Genomic DNA, 17436 nt, shown 5'->3' on the forward strand with positions numbered 1-17436 from the left:
ACGCAGGCCCTCAGTTCAATGCCGAGCGGGCAATCATGTCGAACATCAGGTTGATCAGTTGGATCAGCTCCACGCCAATCCAGCGACCGGTCAAAATCAGCGTGATGCCCACCGCAACCAGCTTGATGCCAAAGGGCAGCGTCTGGTCCTGTATCTGCATCAGGGCCTGCACCAGCGACGTCAACACACCGACGACCACCGCCACGATCAGCGGCGGCGCCGACAGCACCACCACCAGCAACATGCCCTGCTTGAACAGCACGATCGGTTCCATAGGGCACTCAGAGGTAAGAAAGGAACAGGCTGTCGAGCAGCCGCGACCACCCGGAAACCATGACGAACAACAGCAGTTTGAGCGGCAGCGAAATGGTCATGGGCGAGACCATCTGCATACCGAGGGCCAACAGCAGGTTGGACACAATCAAATCGATGACGATGAACGGAATGTAGATCAGAAAGCCGATCTCGAACCCCGCCTGCAGTTGCGACAGCACGAAGGCCGGGACCAGCAGGATCAAGTCTTCGCGCTGGGTGCTCTGCGCCATTTCAGGCGGCCACATGCGCGCACTGTTTTCCAGCAGGTGAGTCAACACATCTGCATCGGTGTTGCGCAGCATGAACGCACGCAACGGCTGTATGGCCGCCTGCCCGGTTTCCAGAAGGCTTTGCACGCTACTCGTGTCCACGGGCGAGGCCTTGACGTTCTCGGCGATCTGGTACCCCACGGGCGCCATGATGAACAGTGTCGCAGCCAGCGCTATTCCGTTGATGGCCATGCTCGGCGGTACCTGCTGCACGCCGATGGCGTTACGGGTGATCATCAGCACAATCACGATCTTCAAGAACGATGTGCAGATGATCAGCAGCATTGGCATCAGCGACAACGAACCTAAAAACAGCGCCAGGACAAGAGGGTCGACCCCCTGAAATGTCATCGCGAAAAAATCACGCGGGACAACTGCAAACCAAGGCGCCCATCTACTTCCACCAACTGCCCTTGCCCTATCGGCCTGTCGCCGTAATAAAGCCCGGCCATGCCCGGCGCGTACCCGGCAATGCCCAACACCGCACCGGGGGCGAGATTGCGCAGTTCGCCCAGGGTCAGGTTCAGGGTGCCACAACGTACCGTCAGGGCCATGTTCAACTCATCGAAAGGCTCGTGGCCAAAGACATCCACTACCGGTTCATCCAGCTCATCCCCCGGGTACTGCGATGTTGCAAAATCCTCGTCCACGGACGTTTCCTCGATCGAAACAAGCGTCAGGCACAACGGCCCGGATTCATCATCAATGCACCCTTGCAGCCGGTGCTTGCCGACATACAGGTGACCATTGCCCTGCACATCGAAAAAGGGTTGCTCAAGCATCACCACGTCACCGGCACGGACACCGCTCAATTGCGTGATGGATAGCTTCAGGCGGCCCAGGGTCATCGCCACTGCCAACTGGAACGACGCCGGCAATGGCCCCGCTATCGACTGCCACGGACCGGCCTCGCACAGTGCCAGCAAGCGCTCTGGAGTCAGCCACAGGTAACCCACGACCCTGGACTTCCCCAGCGTCACCGTGAAGCGACAACCGAAGTTCAATTTCCTGGGTGCCGGCAGCAACCGCAGGAAGCCAAACAGCCCCCGCACCTGCGGGCTCAGGTGGTGCTGGAACAGTTCCCAGAACCACGAGTCTGGATCGTTATCGGCCTCCGCCAGCGTCACCGGGCACTCCCCCAGCAGGCTGAACAGCGGCCCTGGTTCGGCGAAAGCCAGCACCCCGCAGGCGCTCTCGAAAAACAGCGGCTTGACGCCTGCGGGGGCACGGCCCGGTTCCATCAACAGTTCACCGTTCTGCCCCGCGACCTGAAACGCCATGCGCAAGCCGCGCCCCAGCCTGCGCCGCGCCGCGACATTGGCGCCGCTGACCACCGGCAAGGTTAAAAACGGCATGATCATGCCGGGTCCACATGTGCCAGGTGTACGGTGACAGGCTGCGCCAACGCGCCGGCCAGCCCGTCCTCAAGGTGCTGGCGCACCCCAGGCAGCCAGCGCGCGGTGCGCTCTTCCTGCGCCTCCAGCTCAACGTTCCAGGTACCTTGCTCGCGGCGCACGCTGGCGTTGATCCGCCCCAGGCTCGGCAGGTAAAGCACAGCGTGCAAAGGCCACTGAACAGCGACGTGAATCCGCGGTACCAACTGCTCGGTCATGGCCGCGATCATCGCGGCATGACTTGATGCAGGGGTTCCCGGTAGGGCGGAACCGAAACCGCCCCCTTCATCATCGTTGCCAAACAGCTGGGCAAATAACCGTCCGTGCTCCCATGGCACTATCGCCCCCGGGCCGGGTTCACGTTCATCCCGAGGCTCGTCCGGACGCGGGCGCTCAGGACTGTTCACTGGAACTTGCGTCATGTTTCTTCCTGCACGGCTTCTTCCTGCCCCAACAAAAGGGACAGTTCCTGGAGTTTTTCAACCTCGCGCAAGCACTGGGTAACCTGCTTCTGCGCGCTGTCGATGTGGATCAACTGCTCATCGCGCTGGCCGTGCAGCTCATGTAACTGCCCTTCTTCGCGGCGGGTGTCGGCGGACAACGTGCGCTCCTGGGCATTCCAGGACTTGATGTCCTGGAACGAGATCACTTGCCCTTGATGCTTGCTCAGCAACTCAGCGGTTTTCCGGGCTTCGTCTAGCCGGGTCTGTTCAAGGGCATCCGCCGCCTGCCGGATCTGCAACAGCAGCGCTTGCTGTTGCCTTTTGGCGGCACGCAGCGCGCGCTCCGCCCGGTCAGCCCGGTGCTTGCGCAAACGCCGCAAGGTATCGATTTCAGAAAGGGACATCGGTGGTCAACTCCATCAATTGGTCCAGCGTCATCGCCATCGCGGCCGGCTCACGCAGGTCCTGGCGCAGAAAGCCATCGACGGCCTGGCGGCTGTCCACCGCCAGGTCGGTCAGGGCATCACTGCCGGGTTGGTACTCGCCCAACTTGAGCATCAGTTCGATCTGCTGATACGCCGACAACAAGCGGCGCAAGGCGGTGCCCGCCCTTATATGCTCGGGCGTGGCGACGTTGCTCAAGATCCGCGAAAGGCTGCCCAGCACATCCACCGCCGGGTAGTGGCCACGCTCGGCCAGCTTGCGTGACAACACGATGTGGCCGTCGAGCAGGGAGCGCACTTCATCCGCTACCGGATCGTTCATCGAGTCCTGCTCGATCAGCACGGTGTAGATGGCGGTAATCACTCCGTCACGGGTCAGCCCGGCCCGCTCCACCAGGCGCGGCATCAGGCTGTATACCGACGGTGGCAAGCCGCCGCGGCCCAGGGGCTCGCCCGCGGCCAGGCCGATTTCACGCTGGGCCCGGGCAAATCGGGTCAGGGAGTCAATCAGCAGCAGTACCCGCTGGCCCTTGCGCCGGAACCCTTCGGCCAGCGCTGTCGCAGTGAACGCCGCGCGGGCGCGTTCCATGCTTGAGCGGTCGGAGGTGGCACACACCAGCACCGCCTTGGCGCGCAGTTGATCATCCAGCTCATGGTCGAGAAATTCCCGCAGCTCGCGTCCGCGCTCACCAATCAACCCGAACACGATCACATCGCACTCGACGTTTCGGGCGATCTCGGCCAACAAGGTGGTCTTGCCGCAGCCCGCGCCGGCGAACAGGCCGACGCGCTGCCCTTCTCCCAGCGTGATCAATCCATCAATCGAGCGTACGCCGGTGGACAACGCCCGGCTGATTCTGGGGCGTTCGGTAGGCAACGGCGCCTCGCACAATACCGTGCTCGCCTCTGCGATGTCGGCCTCCACAAAGGCGCTGGGGCCATCGCCCGCAATCGGCCGGCCAAACCCATCGAGCACCTGGCCGAGCAAATCGTCGCCGACCCGTACCCGGTGTGGCACCCCCAGGCGTTGCACACTGGCACCCACGCGCACGCCTTCAAGATTGCCCAACGCACTGAGCACTGCATCCTGCTGGTCGAAACCGATGATCTCCGCCAGCATGTATTCACCGATGGACTTTTCGACCTGGCACAAATCACCGATGCGCGCCTGGGGCAGCCGGCATTGCAACAACATGCCGTTCACCCGCTGGATACGACCGCGCACCGACACCGGCGCGAAGCTGGCCAGCGCACTCGACTGGCGTTGCTCCCAGGCCTCAAGACGGGCTTGCAGGTCACGGCTCACCAGCGCACCTCGAAGCGTTGCTTACCGTCGAACACCACTTTGGTGTTATCGATCAGCACCAGTCGCAAGCCGTCCACTTCATCCCCCACAAACAGTCGGTTCCCCTGTTCCAGAACCACGTGACCGTTGGGGCCGCCGACAATCTGCAAAATCTTGAAAGGGAACGTTCCGTCGCGAGTCCTGACCCGGCTCATCACCGGCACCGCGGTATCGAACTGTTCGCCAAACCGGCTGAGCATGCGCGATACCAACTCCATGTCTTCCTGGAGTACATCGCCGTCGAGCAGCACCTGGTCATTGACCAACTGGATGCTTATACGGTTGATCAATTCGCGCTCGCTGAGCATCCTGAGCAACTGCTGGCGCACCTCGAAAGGTGAGGCCAGCTCGTTCTTGCGGATCACCGGTGACATCAACGACGCCTGGGCTTCGCGGTCACCGCTAGTGGTCATGCCCAGCGCGGTGATGATGACCGCAACGACGACGACCAGGCTGATCAAGCGTTTCTGCTGCGTGCTCGAAATTGAGGAAAGCTTCAGCGGCACGAGGGGCTCGGCCGCAGGCGTGGGCGCCTGTTCGGCAGTCACCGTCGGCTGAGGCCAGGGCTGGTCGGCGCGGGTGACGCAGAGCCGAACGTTGCCAATCGAAAATGTCGTGTTGAGTGCCAGGTCGGCAATCTGCGCCAGGATCAGGCCGGCGGCATCCTGCATCACCCCTCCCTCGGCCTGCACCAACCAGCGCTGGTCAACACACTGCAATCGCACATGACGCTCGGCAATGCCCGGGTCGTATAGCGCCAGGTCAGCGTCAGGGTGCGCACCAATGCTCCACTGCTCGCCGAACAACGGCAGCGCAGCCCCCTGGTGCATACCATCGAGTACTCGTAGCTCAAACATTGTCAGGCCCTCATGGCCGCACGGACCAACCGGCCCCACGCAGCACCGTCCGTTTCAAGGCAATGCGCAATCGCCAAAACAGTACTCATGCCACGGCCCCACGCAGCAGATCTTCATGACTCAGGTCAAACCGCCCCAGCACCTTGACCTTCGACGAACTGCCCAACTCGGCAAACGACAACACCGGCACATGGTTGAACTCTTCCACAAGCAATGTCCGCAGGGGGCTGCGCAAGTCTTGCGCAACCAGCAGCACACTTTTGCTCTTGGCCCGCACGGTAAAGGCTTGCTTGAGCAAGCTCACCAGCGTCGCACTGCTGTCGTTGTCGAGGGAAAAGAACACCCCGGTCTGGGTCTGGCGCAGCGCCTCGCGCAGGACATTCTCGGTATGCGGTGACAACAACCAGGCGTGCAGGCCATCAGCCTCGCTGTACTGGTGCAGAATCTGCGACTTGAGGGCGATTCGCGCATAGTCGGCCAGGGCATCCGCTTCACGCTCATGCTGGCCGTACTCGATCAACGACTCGACAATCAACCGCACCGCCCGCAGCGGAACGCCCTCGCTGGCCAGGCGCTGCAACACGGCAGAGAAGCGCGAAAGCGGCATGATCCGCTGCAGCTCCTGAACCAGCTCCGGCTGGTTGAACTCGAGCCAGCTGAGAATCGACTTGCACTCCTGGATACCGAGAAACTGCGGCCCGCTGAGCAGCATCGCGCGTGTCATGCGCTCGATGATCAAGTCATGGGCGGTATGGCGTTCAAGCTGTGCATCGTCGAGCAGCGGATCATCGGGCGCCAACCATAACCAGTCTTGCTCGTCTCGCTCCGCCAGACCCTGGGTACCTGCTTGTGGCTCGACGCCCAGCGCCGCCGATTCCACCGCGACCCGATCACCGAAGGTAGCTTTGATCACAGGGACTTCGTGCACGCAAAAGCGAAACTCATCGTCGGATAAGGCGGGAATAAACTCGACGTTAAACGGCGGCAGTGTCAGGCCGATATGGGCAACCAGGCGGTTTCGGGCCTGGCGAATGCCATGAACCACTTGCGCTGTTCGGTCAGAGCCCTGCAGGCCCGATGAAAACTGCAGCAAGTAAGGCCGGGATGGATCAAAGGCGCGCAGGTCTTCGTCACCGTTGATCTCCGCCGGGACGGCGTCAGCCGCCGCATCTGCGGGCGCGTCCTGCTTTTGACGCTGACGCATGAGGTAATAACCCAGCGAGCCCGTCATCAGCGAAATGAGGATAAAGACCACCGTCGGCATGCCCGGAAGCGCTGCAAAAGCCAGCATGCCGATCGAAGCAATGATCCAGCTCTTGGGCTCACTGGTCATTTGCCGGGCGATTTCGGCGCCCATGTTATTGGCCCCTTTATTCGCCCCGGCCGGTGCTACACGGGTAATGATCATGCCGGCGGTCAGGGAGATCAGCAGTGCGGGAATCTGCGCAATCAGGCCATCGCCAATCGTCAGTACCGAATACAGCGCCATGGAGTCGGCGGCGCTCATGCCATGCTGGAACATGCCGGTGCTGAACCCGCCCAGCAAGTTGATCACCACGATAATCAGCCCGGCCACGGCATCGCCCTTGACGAACTTCATGGCCCCGTCCATCGCCCCGAACAGCTGGCTCTCACGGGACAACTGCTCGCGTTTGTCGCGCGCCTGTCCACCATCGATCAGGCCGGCACGCAAGTCGCTGTCGATGGACATCTGCTTGCCGGGCATGGCATCCAGGCTGAAGCGCGCCGCCACTTCGGCGACACGCTCCGAACCCTTGGTGATCACCAGGAAGTTGACGATGGTCAGGATCATGAAGATCACCAACCCCACCGCCAGGTTGCCCCCCACCACGAAGTTGCCGAAGGCCTCCACAATGTCACCGGCGTCCTGCTCCAGCAGGATCAGGCGCGTGGTCGCAATCGACAACGCCAGGCGGAACATGGTGGTCAACAGCAGGATCGACGGAAACGAGGAAAACGCAAGCGGCCCGGGCAGGTAAAGCGCCAGCACGATCAACAGGCACGAAATGCAAATGTTGACGGCAATCAGGATATCCACCAGCCAGGTCGGCAACGGCACGATAAAGATGAACACAATGCCCAGGATCACGACCGCACCCAGCACCTCGGCGCGTTGTGCAACCTTGAGCAGTATCGCGTTGACTGCCCGCAGCGCACTCATGAGTGGTTTATCGGCAGCGCGCCGACATGCCGGGAGCCTCGTTCGATGCGAGCGTACTCATCCATTACCACCATGAAATTGTGCAACGCTTCCTGGCGGCCCTTGCTGTCGCGCCACAACGCCAGGGGCAGGCTCCCGAGCACGGGGTAAAGGGCATTGAGCGAAACAATCTGGACGGATGATGCCGGCCCACCCAACTCGCAGGCCAGGCGCTGGACTTCGGCAGACGCGATGCCCGTGCCCGCGTAACCGAGAATGCGCTGCAGCAGCGCTACGGTGTCCCGATCAATTTCGGGGTGCAATACGGCCAGCCGATCGATCAAGTCACGGCAGCTGGCCAGCACACTGCCCAGTTGACCACAACTGCTCAACCCCAACAGCAAGGTGCGCAGCTGGGCGGTGGGGAGCGAAGGGCAATACGCCGCAATGTCGTCTGCCAGGGCCCGACGCATCAATTTCAACCCGCGGCCAAACTCATCGCCACCGAACAACCCCAACAGCGCCTGCATCATGCTGGCGAGCGATTGCCGGGCGACCACGCTGGCGTAATACACACTGCGTACCGCCTGCCGCAAACTCGGGTCGTCACTGCTTGCCTGCAAGGCCTGCGCGATGTTCAAGCCGGCCTGGATCTGCGGCTTGAAGCGGACCTCCAGCCGCGCCAGGGCATCGCTGGCCAGCGCCGCCTCGGAGGTACGCGCTTCAGCTTGTGCCTGCGCAGCCACCTGCTTGAGTACGACAAACGTACGGGCCGGGTCGTTTCCTGTCAGCTCCAGCAACTTCTCGAGGCTGGGCTTGAGCAACAGTTGAACCCTGATGGAGCGCGCAATGGTCGCCAGTGTTGCCTGAGCGGGATGGCCCAGTTGCTCATAGAGTTGTGTCAACTGCGCCACAGGCGTCACGCCCAGCCCCAACATACGCCGGCTCAAGGCCTTGCTGTTGAGTTCAACCTCCAGGCCGAACAGCGCCTCGAAATTGTCGACCGCCGTCCCGGCGGGTGCCTGGCGAACTGGCGGGTTATCAATACTCGCTGGAACAGGCTGATCCAGGCTCTGGTTTTTTTGCACATCAATAGAAGGATCAAGTTTCATGGAGATGCCTGGACAGGAAGTTTCGTTTCCTTGTGTGGCTGGCAATCCCGTTACGGTTCCATGTTTATCGACGATACCGGGCATGTGAAAAGATCGGCACGCGCCCGCAGCCACTTGTGCAAAACCTTGCACAAAAAAGCCTGGAAACAAGATATTTATTTATATAAATCAATTGCTTATGAATTTTTTTCCCTTGGCACAGGCAGTGCTAAGAGGGTTCCCGTCGAAATCATTTCGACCGTGTCTACCCTGAGGAAAAAATCATGGATATCCCTATCGATGTTTTAGTTCACCTTACACCTGACCCGCACCGCTCCATCCAGAACCTGTCGGAAGACCACCACAAGAAACTCCGGCGCTTCATTCATAAACGCGTACTCAACCCGGAAGATGCAGACGATATTCTGCAACTGACGTACCTGGAGGCCTGGCGCAGCCGAGACCGCTTCAGCGGCCAGGCCACCGTCAGCACGTGGATGTGCGGGATTGCCCAGAACCTGATCCGCAATCACTTTCGGCGCATGTATGCCAAGCCGGTGCATTGCGAGTTCGATGAGGCGCTGTGGCATGGGCAGGAAGACAACAACAACCTGGACTGGCAGTTCGAGGTCAACCGCAAGCTCGAAAGAACCCTGCGGGCGATCACGGATTTGCCGCTGGAAATGCGTAAAACGCTGTACGCCTCACTGGAGACCGACGGCAGCTACCAGGACACCGCCGACGCCATGGACATCCCCATTGGCACCGTGCGCTCACGTTTGTCCCGGGCGCGCGAACATCTGAAGCGGGCCACCTACAACCCGCTGTAGGCGTAAATCAGGGCACCGGCGCAACGCCGACACCCTTTGCAGGAGCAGTTGATTTACCCGTTTGACGCAAGCGTTGGGCAGCAGGGATATCTGCCCGACTCGATTGATCTGGTATCAGGCCTTTTTGGTACGCGGCAACAGAATCGCCAACACCCCGAACAGCGGCAGGAACGAGCACAGCGTGTACACGTACTCGATGCCGTGGATGTCTGCCAGGTGCCCCAGCAGCGCCGCACCGATCCCGCCAAAACCGAACATCAAACCGAAGAACACCCCGGCGATCATCCCCACATTGCCCGGCACCAACTCTTGCGCATACACCACAATTGCCGAGAACGCCGAGGCCAGGATAAAGCCGATCACCACGCTCAGGATGCTGGTCCAGAACAGGTCCACATGGGGCAGAATCAGGGTGAACGGCGCCACCCCGAGGATCGAAAACCAGATCACTGCCTTACGGCCGATCTTGTCGCCAATCGGCCCGCCAAAGAACGTGCCCGCCGCCACCGCGCCGAGGAACAGGAACAGATGCAGCTGGGAACTGGCCACCGACAGGTCGAACTTCTCGATCAGGTAGAAGGTGAAGTAACTGGTGAAACTGGCCATGTAGAAGTACTTGGAAAACACCAGCAGCCCCAGCACCACCAGCGCGCTCAGCACCCGGCCCTTGGACAGGCCGTGAGTGGCCGCCTGGCCTTGCTTGAGCTTGAACAGGTTCAAGTGGTGGGCGTACCAGCGGCTGATCGCATACAGCACAAACAACGCAAACACCGCGAACAGGCCGAACCAGGCCACATTGCCCTGGCCGAACGGAATGATGATCGCCGCCGCCAGCAACGGGCCGAAGGCCGAGCCGGCATTACCGCCCACCTGGAACGTCGACTGCGCCAAACCATAACGCCCGCCCGAGGCCAGGCGCGCCACGCGGGAGGCTTCCGGGTGGAAGGTCGACGAGCCGATGCCGATCAACCCCGCCGCCAGCAGGATCAACGGAAAGCTGCCCACCTGGGACATCATCAGGATGCCCACCAGCGTGCAGATCATTCCGCAGGGCAACAGGTACGGCTTGGGATGGCGATCGGTGTAATAACCCACCCACGGCTGCAGCAGGGACGCGGTGAGCTGGAACGTGAGGGTGATCAGGCCGACCTGGGTGAACGTCAGGCCGTAATTGGCCTTGAGCATCGGGTAGATCGAGGGCAGTACCGACTGGATCAAGTCATTGATCAAATGCGCCAGCGCCACCGCGCCGATTACACGCATCACCAACGGGCTGGTTTGCCCGGCGGCAGGCGCCGTAGCCACGGAGGGCTGGGAATTGCTCAGAGCCATGGGAGGTTTTCCGTACAGCAGATGGATGCACAGGTGCAGGTGCGACAATGTGCCACTTTTGGGTGCAGGAAGGCTATCCCGTTAGCAGGCTAACGAGTAGATGAATCGATGCAGCGGTCATGGTTTGTAAAGGGCCAGCAAGATGAATCCCTTTAATTTGCGGGACGTTTCCTAGAGAATCTTTCGGCCTTGTGCCTGGGGGAGTCGGTGGCTAGTCTTCGGTCCGTCGCTGGTTTTCAGTGATCGGGTTTAGCAGCCTGAACTCAATAGGCACACGTTCTACGGTCACGTTTTATGGTGGCTGTGCGTGGGGCACCTTCGGGTGCGCCGGTTTTCCTATTGACTGGTCTGCTAACCCGCGTACAGCCGCCACCCTACGTTTAGCAGCGAAGGTGGCAGCTTCTTCAGGTCAATAGGAGCTACACCATGTTCAAGATCGTCCCCGACTCACCCCGTGACCAAGCCAAAGACCGCGCCGCCTTCAACCGAGCGCTCGACCACTACCTGCCCACCGACCCGCCGCAACCCTCGACAAACTTCTACGCCATCAGCGACGAAATCAGCTTCGAAGACTCCCTGCTCTTCACTGCTGACCTGCTGCACAGCGCCTCGGCCACCGCGCTCGACTGTGGCGAACAACTGCAAAGCCCCGAGCGTGCCAAAGTGCTTGCCGTGTGGCACCTGCTGGAAATGGCCAAAGCCATGGTGGATCGCTCGATAGAGTGCCTGCACCCGCGCAAAACCTGACGCGCGAACGCCAGAACACCGCAGATCAAATGTGGGAGCGGGCTTGCTCGCGAAGGCGGTGGACCAGCCAATACCTCTGCTGACTGACACACCGCATTCGCGAGCAAGCCCGCTCCCACCTTTTGATCTTCGCTGCCTTGGGATCTGCGCAAACCCCAACCGCTCGTCACCAAACCCGGTGTTTCCCGTTAAACAGTTGATAGCGTAGATAAATTTTCAAAAAAAGCGCTTGACGCATTCCCGTTCTCCGCGAATAATGCGCGCCACTTGGCTACATAGCTCAGTTGGTTAGAGCATAGCATTCATAATGCTGGGGTCCGGGGTTCAAGTCCCTGTGTAGCCACCAAGTACTAAAAACGGCTTACCGAAAGGTAGGCCGTTTTTTTATGCCTGAAGAAAAGTAAACCGCCCTATTGCCCCACAGACGTCAGTGTTTATGCCGATGGTGCACATCGGGAAAATGCGCATGACTGTGCTGGATCGGTGCGTGCTCATGGGCATGACTATGTGGCTCGGTACCGTCCCACGCAAAGTTATGCACATGCTGGTGGTGCTCATCGTGTGTATGGCGATGACCGTGCATGAGGGGATCGTGCTGATGCTCGTGCGCATGATGTTCCATCAGATGAATCCACACCCCGATGGCCATCAAGGCGGCCGCGAGCAAGAACATCAGCGAAACTGACTCGCCCACGATCAGGATCGAGATGACCGCGCCCAGGAAGGGAGCCGTGGAAAAATAGGCGCCGGTGCGCGCACTGCCAAGCCCGCGCAGAGCGAGCACAAACAGCACCAGACTCACGCCATACCCAAGCAGCCCAACCACCATGGTTGACCCGAGCGTGGCCACCGCTGGCAGTTGCGACCCGATGGCCAACGCCAAACAGCAATTCACCACACCCGCCGCCAAGCCTTTGCTGCCGGCGATAAACAGCGCATCCGAGGCAGAGACCTTACGGGTCAGGTTATTGTCGATGGCCCAACAAAAACAGGCAAACGCCACGGCCAGCGGCCCCGTCCAATCATGTGCCGTCGCCGTCCCTTGCGGCCATGACAAAACGATCCCGCCCAGAACAATAGCGATCATGCCGATCACGATGCGGCGATCTGCGTTCTCTTTGAACACGACCCACGCCAGCACGGCCGTGAGCACCGACTCAAGATTGAGCATCAGCGATGCGGTGGCGCCCGCTGTGCGGGTGAGCCCGTACATGAGCGCCACAGGCGCAAGCACGCCCCCAAAGACAATGGCGCCCACCAACCAGGGCCACTCTCCGGCTGCAAGCCCGGGCCGTTTCCAGCCGTGGTCGCGAGCAAACCGAACGATGGCCAGGCCCAGGCCGCTGCCCAGATAGAGCAGCCCTGCCAACAGGATGGGCGGCGTATCCAGCCCCAAGAGCTTGGCAAGCGGAGTGCTGGCGCCGAACAACGCCGCAGCAGCCAACGCGTAGAGAACGCTCACATTCATAATGGGTTGCCCTGTCAGGCTTATTGCATAAGGACGAGCATCATAGCCGTGCCCGGGTAAGAATTATGTGAATGCCAGCCTGGCTGGATTCTGTACGACTGAAGCGGCAGGATAGCCCGGCTGGCAAACCACAAGAAGGTGACGCATGACATTCCCCGCTACCGGCATCAGCACTGACCGCCTCTTACTGCTGGGCGCCCACCCTTCCCACGCTCGCGCCCTGCAAATGTACCTGCTGCAAAATCGCGCCTTTCTGCAGCCTTGGGAGCCTTCGCGTGACGACGCCTTTTTTGAACCGGACGCCATCACCGAACGCCTCCACGCCATGGCCGACAAAACCGCCAGCGGCGAAGCGTTGCACCTGCTGATATTCAGCCAGGACCAAATCATCGGCGCCTGCAACTTCAGCAACATCGTGCGCGGTGCGTTTCAGGCCTGCCACTTGGGTTATGCGCTGGCTGAATCCGCCCAAGGCCAAGGCTTGATGCACGAAGCGCTGACGGCGGCGATTGCCCATGTGTTCGACGCCATGCAGCTGCACCGAATCATAGCCAACTACCGCCCAGAGAATGAGCGCAGTGCGCGCCTGCTGGCACGGCTGGGGTTTGAAAAAGAGGGCGAGGCGCGGGCGTATCTGAGGATCAACGGGGTCTGGGCGGACCATGTGTTAACGGCACTGATCAATCCGGCAAGCGACCGTCTATTGCAGCCCGAAGTTTTAAACCACTAGAATGGGATTAATTCTCACTTACGATTCTCTCTCATGAAGCTGTCTTCGCCCACCGACGCTCCTACGCTCGATGCGCTGTACCGCGGCTACCACGGCTGGTTGTTGACCTGGTTGCGGCGTCGTGTGCATTGCTCCCATCAGGCGGCCGACGTGGCGCAAGACACTTTCGTACGCTTGTTGGCATCGGGTACTTACGTGGCGCCGGGTGAGCCACGGGCTTATCTGGCCACCATCGCGCGCCGGTTGCTGATGGACAATGGCCGCCGCCGACGCCTGGAACAGGCCTACCGCGAAGAGCTCGAACGCTGCGCCGCGTACCTTGAACAGGCGCCTTCACCGGAGCAGATCCTGCAAGCCGCGCAAATGCTTGAGGCGATCGACCGGGCCTTGGCACGCATGCACAAGCGGATCCGCGACACCTTCATCCTGCGTTACCTCGAAGGCCTGGACCAGGCGCAAATCGCCCAGCGCCTGGGTGTCTCGGTGCGCACAGTACAGAACGATCTGGTGGAAGCCTTGCTGGCGTGCGATGCGTGCGCCCAGCCATGAACCAGCCTATGCCCCACGCTGTGCTGCGCCAGGCCGCCGAATGGCTGGTGCGGCTGGATCACGAAGGCAATGCCGCCAACGAACAGGCGTTTCGCGCCTGGCTGGCCGCCGACCCGCAGCACCCGCAAGCCATTGCCCGCCTTCAGGGCCACTTGCTGCCTCTCAAACAAGCCCCGGCCCGTGCCGCATTGCGCCGGGCCCGGCAGCCTCGCCAAGGGGCAACGCTGGTCAAGTGTCTCGCCCTGGCCCTGCTGCTCGCGGGGGTGCCGGCGTACCAGTACGAGCAACGTGGCTATCTGTTCGCCGACCTGAGCACCGACCGTGGCCAATGGCGCCAAACGCTGCTGGCCGACGGCAGTGACCTGCAACTGGAAGGCAACTCCGCCGTGAACCTGCACCTGGACGCTAGCGAACGCCGCGTGCAACTGCTGCACGGCGAACTCCTGGTGGCGGTGGCCAAGGATGCCCAGCGGCCTTTTTATGTCGACACTCCGCAGGGCAGCATTCGCGCCCTGGGTACGCGTTTTATCGTCGAACTCAGCGACACCGCCACGGTGGTCAAGATGCTCGAATCTTCAACCCGCATCGACAGTGCCGGGCACACGATCACCCTCGGCCCCGGCGAGCAAGTGCGCCTGGATGCAAACGGCCCGGGCACGCCGAAAAGTGTCGATGTGCAGGCGCAGCAGCAAGCCTGGACGGCCCACCAGTTGCTGGCCAATGACGAGCCGCTGGCGGATGTGCTTGAGCGCCTGGCGCGGCATCGCCCGGGTGTGCTGATGTTCGATCGCAAGGCGCTGCAAGGCATTCGGGTGACCGTGATGCTGCCGACGGACGACAGCGACCGCGCGTTGCGCCTGCTCACGCGCACCCTGCCGATTGAGGTCAGCACGTACACCCCGTGGCTCACGCGTGTGCGCCTGAAAGTCCCCGCCGGATAATTCTTACGCAGCGTTGCGTGTTTTCGGTTTTACCGCGTCCTTTCCTTGGCCAACATCCAAAGGAGCACCGATAACATGTCTTCAACCCCCACACGCGGCGGCCTGTTACTGGCCAGTCGACTGTTGCTTGGCTGCCTGCCGCTGGCGGTGCCGGGCCTGGCTTACGCGCAACAGCAGGTACAGGCGTTCGACATCGCGCCCGGCAAACTCGGTGATGTACTGACCCGCTTCGCCCAGGCCGCCGGTGTGCCGATTTCGTTCCTGTCGCAACAGGTGGCCGGGTTGAACAGTCCCGGTGTGCGCGGCAGCTACAGCGTGGCGGACGGGTTCGCGCAGGTGCTGGCCGGCACCGGTTTCGCCGCAACCGGCAATGCCGATGGCTATCAGTTGGAAAGCCTGCCGGTAGCCGGCAGCGCGCTGTCGCTGGGCGCCACAGAGATCACTGCCAACCAGTTGGGCACTATCACCGAAGGCAGTGGTTCCTATACTCCGGGCACCATCGCCACCGCCACGCGCATGGTGCTGACCCCACGGGAAACCCCGCAGTCGATCACCGTGATCACGCGCCAGCATATGGATGACTTCGCGCTCACCTCAATCGATGACGTGATGCGCCATACGCCGGGCATCACCGTGTCGACCTTCGACAGCGAGCGCAATAACTACTACGCACGCGGCTTCTCGGTGGAGAACTTCCAGTACGACGGCATTCCTACCCTGCGCAACTCCGCCTATTCGTCCGGCCAGACCCTGACCGACATGGCGATCTATGACCGCGTGGAAATTCTCAAGGGCGCCACCGGGCTGCTGACTGGCGCTGGCGCCCCCGGCGCGACGATCAACCTGATCCGCAAAAAGCCCACCCGCGACTTCAAGGCCAGCGTGGAACTCGGCGCCGGCAGTTGGGACAACTATCGCTCCCAGATCGACGTGAGTGGCCCGCTGACCGACAGCGGCAACGTGCGTGGCCGCGCGGTGGCGGCGTATCAGGACAAGCACTCGTTCATGGACCACTACCAGCGCAACACCAATGTGTATTTCGGCACGCTGGAAGCCGACCTGACCGAAGACACCCTGCTCACCGTCGGCTTCGATTACCAGAACAGCGACCCGCAAGGCTCGGGCTGGTCCGGCAGCCGTGCGCTGTTCGACCGCAGCGGCAACCGCATTGACGTGAAACGCTCCTACAACAACGGCGCCAAGTGGAGCCGTTGGGAGCAGTATTCCCGCAGCGCGTTCTCCACCCTCGAGCATAACTTCGACAATGGCTGGGTGATCAAGGGCCAATACACCCACCAAATCATGGGCTACGACGCGCCCCTGGGCTCGATCATGAGTGGCCCGTTCCCCGCCACCGGACTGTCGTCCCTGTACGCGAACAAGTTCACCGGCAATACCCGCGCCGACTCGGGCGATGTCTACGCCAGCGGCCCATTCAGCCTGCTGGGCCGTACCCATGAACTGGTGATTGGCGCGTCGGCCTCGAACTCCCACTGGACCGGAAAGGACTACGGCGCCCCCACTTATGTGGGCAACAACCAGATCGATTTCTGGAATTTCGACGGCAATGTGCCGGAGCCAGACTGGGGCGCGCCGACCCGCACCATCGACGCCACCACCCGGCAATCCGCCGGCTACATGGCCGCACGTTTCAACCTCACGGACGACCTGAACCTGTTCCTCGGCAGCCGCGTGGCCAACTACAAATTGCGTGGCGACGACGACTCCACCGAGACCGGCAAGCTGGTGCCCTACGCCGGGGTCACCTACGACCTGAACGACAACTTCACCGCGTATGCCAGCTACACCGACATCTTCATGCCGTCGAGCTACAGCCGCTCCCGCAACAACAAATTGCTGGAACCGGATGAAGGCAAGAACTACGAGACCGGCCTCAAGGGCGAGTTCTTCGAGGGCCGGCTCAACACCAGCGTGGCCTACTTCGAAGTGCATGAAACCAACCGCGCGGAGCCGGACGCCGAATACAACGCCGCGCCTACCAATCCGTCCCTGGGTTATGCCGAAAAAGGCATCAAGGCCAAGACCAAGGGCTTCGAGGCCGAGATGTCCGGCGAGCTGGCGCCGGGCTGGCAGGCCCAGGCCGGCTACACCCACAAGATCCTGCGGGATGAGCATGGCGACAAGGCTTCGACTTGGGAGCCGGAGGACCAGCTCAGCTTCTTCACCTCGTACAAGCTCAAGGGCCCGCTGGACCGCCTGACCCTCGGCGGCGGAGCACGCTGGCAGAGCAGAAGCTGGCAAGTGGTGTACAACCGGCCCAAGGCGCAAAACGAAGAATTCTCGCAGGAAGCGTATTGGGTGGTGGACGCGATGGCCAAGTATCAGGTCAGCGAACATCTTTCCGCGACGCTGAACGTCAACAACCTGTTCGACAAGCAGTACTACACCAACATCGGGTTCTATAACACGGCCTACTACGGCACCCCGCGCAATGTGATGCTCACCACGCGCTGGGACTTTTAACCGGCCAGGCGCCAGCGCCCCGTGACATGGGGCGCTG

At 61.3% G+C, this 17436-nt stretch carries 17 protein-coding genes and 1 tRNA gene; 7 read left to right on the forward strand and 11 right to left on the reverse strand.

What is annotated here, in order from left to right; all coding sequences use genetic code 11:
- Positions 1 to 10: 10 nt before the first annotated feature.
- The 9 genes from sctS to sctW form a co-directional block, all read right to left on the reverse strand.
- Positions 11 to 274, reverse strand: coding sequence for a type III secretion system export apparatus subunit SctS (gene sctS, locus HX824_RS28140; RefSeq protein ID WP_003208363.1), 264 nt, complete (start codon positions 272 to 274; stop codon positions 11 to 13).
- Between the two features lie 7 nt (positions 275 to 281).
- Positions 282 to 935: a type III secretion system export apparatus subunit SctR gene (sctR, locus tag HX824_RS28145; protein WP_003208361.1), complete on the reverse strand. Its 654-nt coding sequence runs from the start codon at positions 933 to 935 to the stop codon at positions 282 to 284.
- A complete protein-coding gene (locus HX824_RS28150; protein ID WP_008430697.1) occupies positions 932 to 1945 on the reverse strand; it encodes a FliM/FliN family flagellar motor switch protein in 1014 nt (337 codons plus the stop codon). Before HX824_RS28150 ends, sctR begins: the two co-directional genes overlap by 4 nt.
- Positions 1942 to 2400, reverse strand: coding sequence for a type III secretion system HrpP C-terminal domain-containing protein (locus tag HX824_RS32730; RefSeq protein ID WP_256347058.1), 459 nt, complete (start codon positions 2398 to 2400; stop codon positions 1942 to 1944). Before HX824_RS32730 ends, HX824_RS28150 begins: the two co-directional genes overlap by 4 nt.
- Positions 2397 to 2825 carry a YscO family type III secretion system apparatus protein gene (locus tag HX824_RS28160; RefSeq protein ID WP_003208357.1) on the reverse strand — a complete coding sequence of 143 codons (429 nt, stop codon included), beginning with the start codon at positions 2823 to 2825 and terminating at the stop codon, positions 2397 to 2399. The genes HX824_RS32730 and HX824_RS28160 overlap by 4 nt, the downstream gene beginning before the upstream one ends.
- Positions 2812 to 4170 (reverse strand): FliI/YscN family ATPase, encoded by a 1359-nt coding sequence (locus HX824_RS28165; RefSeq protein WP_177055670.1) that lies wholly within the window; start codon positions 4168 to 4170, stop codon positions 2812 to 2814. Before HX824_RS28165 ends, HX824_RS28160 begins: the two co-directional genes overlap by 14 nt.
- Positions 4167 to 5066 (reverse strand): FHA domain-containing protein, encoded by a 900-nt coding sequence (locus HX824_RS28170; protein ID WP_177055671.1) that lies wholly within the window; start codon positions 5064 to 5066, stop codon positions 4167 to 4169. Before HX824_RS28170 ends, HX824_RS28165 begins: the two co-directional genes overlap by 4 nt.
- A gap of 85 nt (positions 5067 to 5151) precedes the next feature.
- Positions 5152 to 7248: a type III secretion system export apparatus subunit SctV gene (sctV, locus tag HX824_RS28175; protein ID WP_177055673.1), complete on the reverse strand. Its 2097-nt coding sequence runs from the start codon at positions 7246 to 7248 to the stop codon at positions 5152 to 5154.
- Positions 7245 to 8339 carry a type III secretion system gatekeeper subunit SctW gene (gene sctW / locus HX824_RS28180; RefSeq protein WP_008430704.1) on the reverse strand — a complete coding sequence of 365 codons (1095 nt, stop codon included), beginning with the start codon at positions 8337 to 8339 and terminating at the stop codon, positions 7245 to 7247. Before sctW ends, sctV begins: the two co-directional genes overlap by 4 nt.
- 263 nt (positions 8340 to 8602) lie before the next feature.
- On the opposite strand from sctW, the gene HX824_RS28185 reads away from it, so the two are divergent.
- Positions 8603 to 9148: an RNA polymerase sigma factor gene (locus tag HX824_RS28185; RefSeq protein WP_003208348.1), complete on the forward strand. Its 546-nt coding sequence runs from the start codon at positions 8603 to 8605 to the stop codon at positions 9146 to 9148.
- A 114-nt stretch (positions 9149 to 9262) separates the two neighbouring features.
- Here the strand turns inward: HX824_RS28185 and HX824_RS28190 are convergent, their stop codons facing one another.
- Positions 9263 to 10480, reverse strand: a complete 1218-nt coding sequence (locus HX824_RS28190) for an MFS transporter (protein ID WP_063033153.1) — start codon at positions 10478 to 10480, stop codon at positions 9263 to 9265.
- A 426-nt stretch (positions 10481 to 10906) separates the two neighbouring features.
- On the opposite strand from HX824_RS28190, the gene HX824_RS28195 reads away from it, so the two are divergent.
- Both HX824_RS28195 and HX824_RS28200 read left to right on the forward strand, forming a co-directional pair.
- Positions 10907 to 11227 (forward strand): DUF6124 family protein, encoded by a 321-nt coding sequence (locus HX824_RS28195; RefSeq protein ID WP_177055674.1) that lies wholly within the window; start codon positions 10907 to 10909, stop codon positions 11225 to 11227.
- 269 nt (positions 11228 to 11496) lie between these two features.
- Positions 11497 to 11573, forward strand: a tRNA-Met gene (locus HX824_RS28200).
- 81 nt (positions 11574 to 11654) lie between these two features.
- Here the strand turns inward: HX824_RS28200 and HX824_RS28205 are convergent.
- Complete coding sequence (locus tag HX824_RS28205; protein WP_177055676.1) at positions 11655 to 12695, reverse strand: DMT family transporter; 1041 nt, start codon at positions 12693 to 12695, stop codon at positions 11655 to 11657.
- 145 nt (positions 12696 to 12840) lie between these two features.
- On the opposite strand from HX824_RS28205, the gene rimJ reads away from it, so the two are divergent.
- The 4 genes from rimJ to HX824_RS28225 all read left to right on the forward strand — a co-directional run bounded on the left by rimJ (position 12841) and on the right by HX824_RS28225 (position 17399).
- Positions 12841 to 13425 (forward strand): ribosomal protein S5-alanine N-acetyltransferase, encoded by a 585-nt coding sequence (gene rimJ, locus HX824_RS28210; RefSeq protein WP_177055678.1) that lies wholly within the window; start codon positions 12841 to 12843, stop codon positions 13423 to 13425.
- Positions 13426 to 13458: 33 nt separating this feature from the next.
- Positions 13459 to 13974, forward strand: coding sequence for a sigma-70 family RNA polymerase sigma factor (locus HX824_RS28215; protein WP_003217834.1), 516 nt, complete (start codon positions 13459 to 13461; stop codon positions 13972 to 13974).
- Positions 13975 to 13982: 8 nt separating this feature from the next.
- A complete protein-coding gene (locus HX824_RS28220; RefSeq protein WP_256347059.1) occupies positions 13983 to 14915 on the forward strand; it encodes a FecR domain-containing protein in 933 nt (310 codons plus the stop codon).
- 75 nt (positions 14916 to 14990) lie between these two features.
- On the forward strand, positions 14991 to 17399 hold the full coding sequence (locus HX824_RS28225) for a TonB-dependent siderophore receptor (RefSeq protein ID WP_177026467.1): 2409 nt from the start codon (positions 14991 to 14993) through the stop codon (positions 17397 to 17399).
- The last annotated feature ends 37 nt before the right edge of the window (positions 17400 to 17436 follow it).

Source organism: Pseudomonas sp. D4002 (assembly GCF_013385665.1).
Taxonomy (GTDB): domain Bacteria; phylum Pseudomonadota; class Gammaproteobacteria; order Pseudomonadales; family Pseudomonadaceae; genus Aquipseudomonas.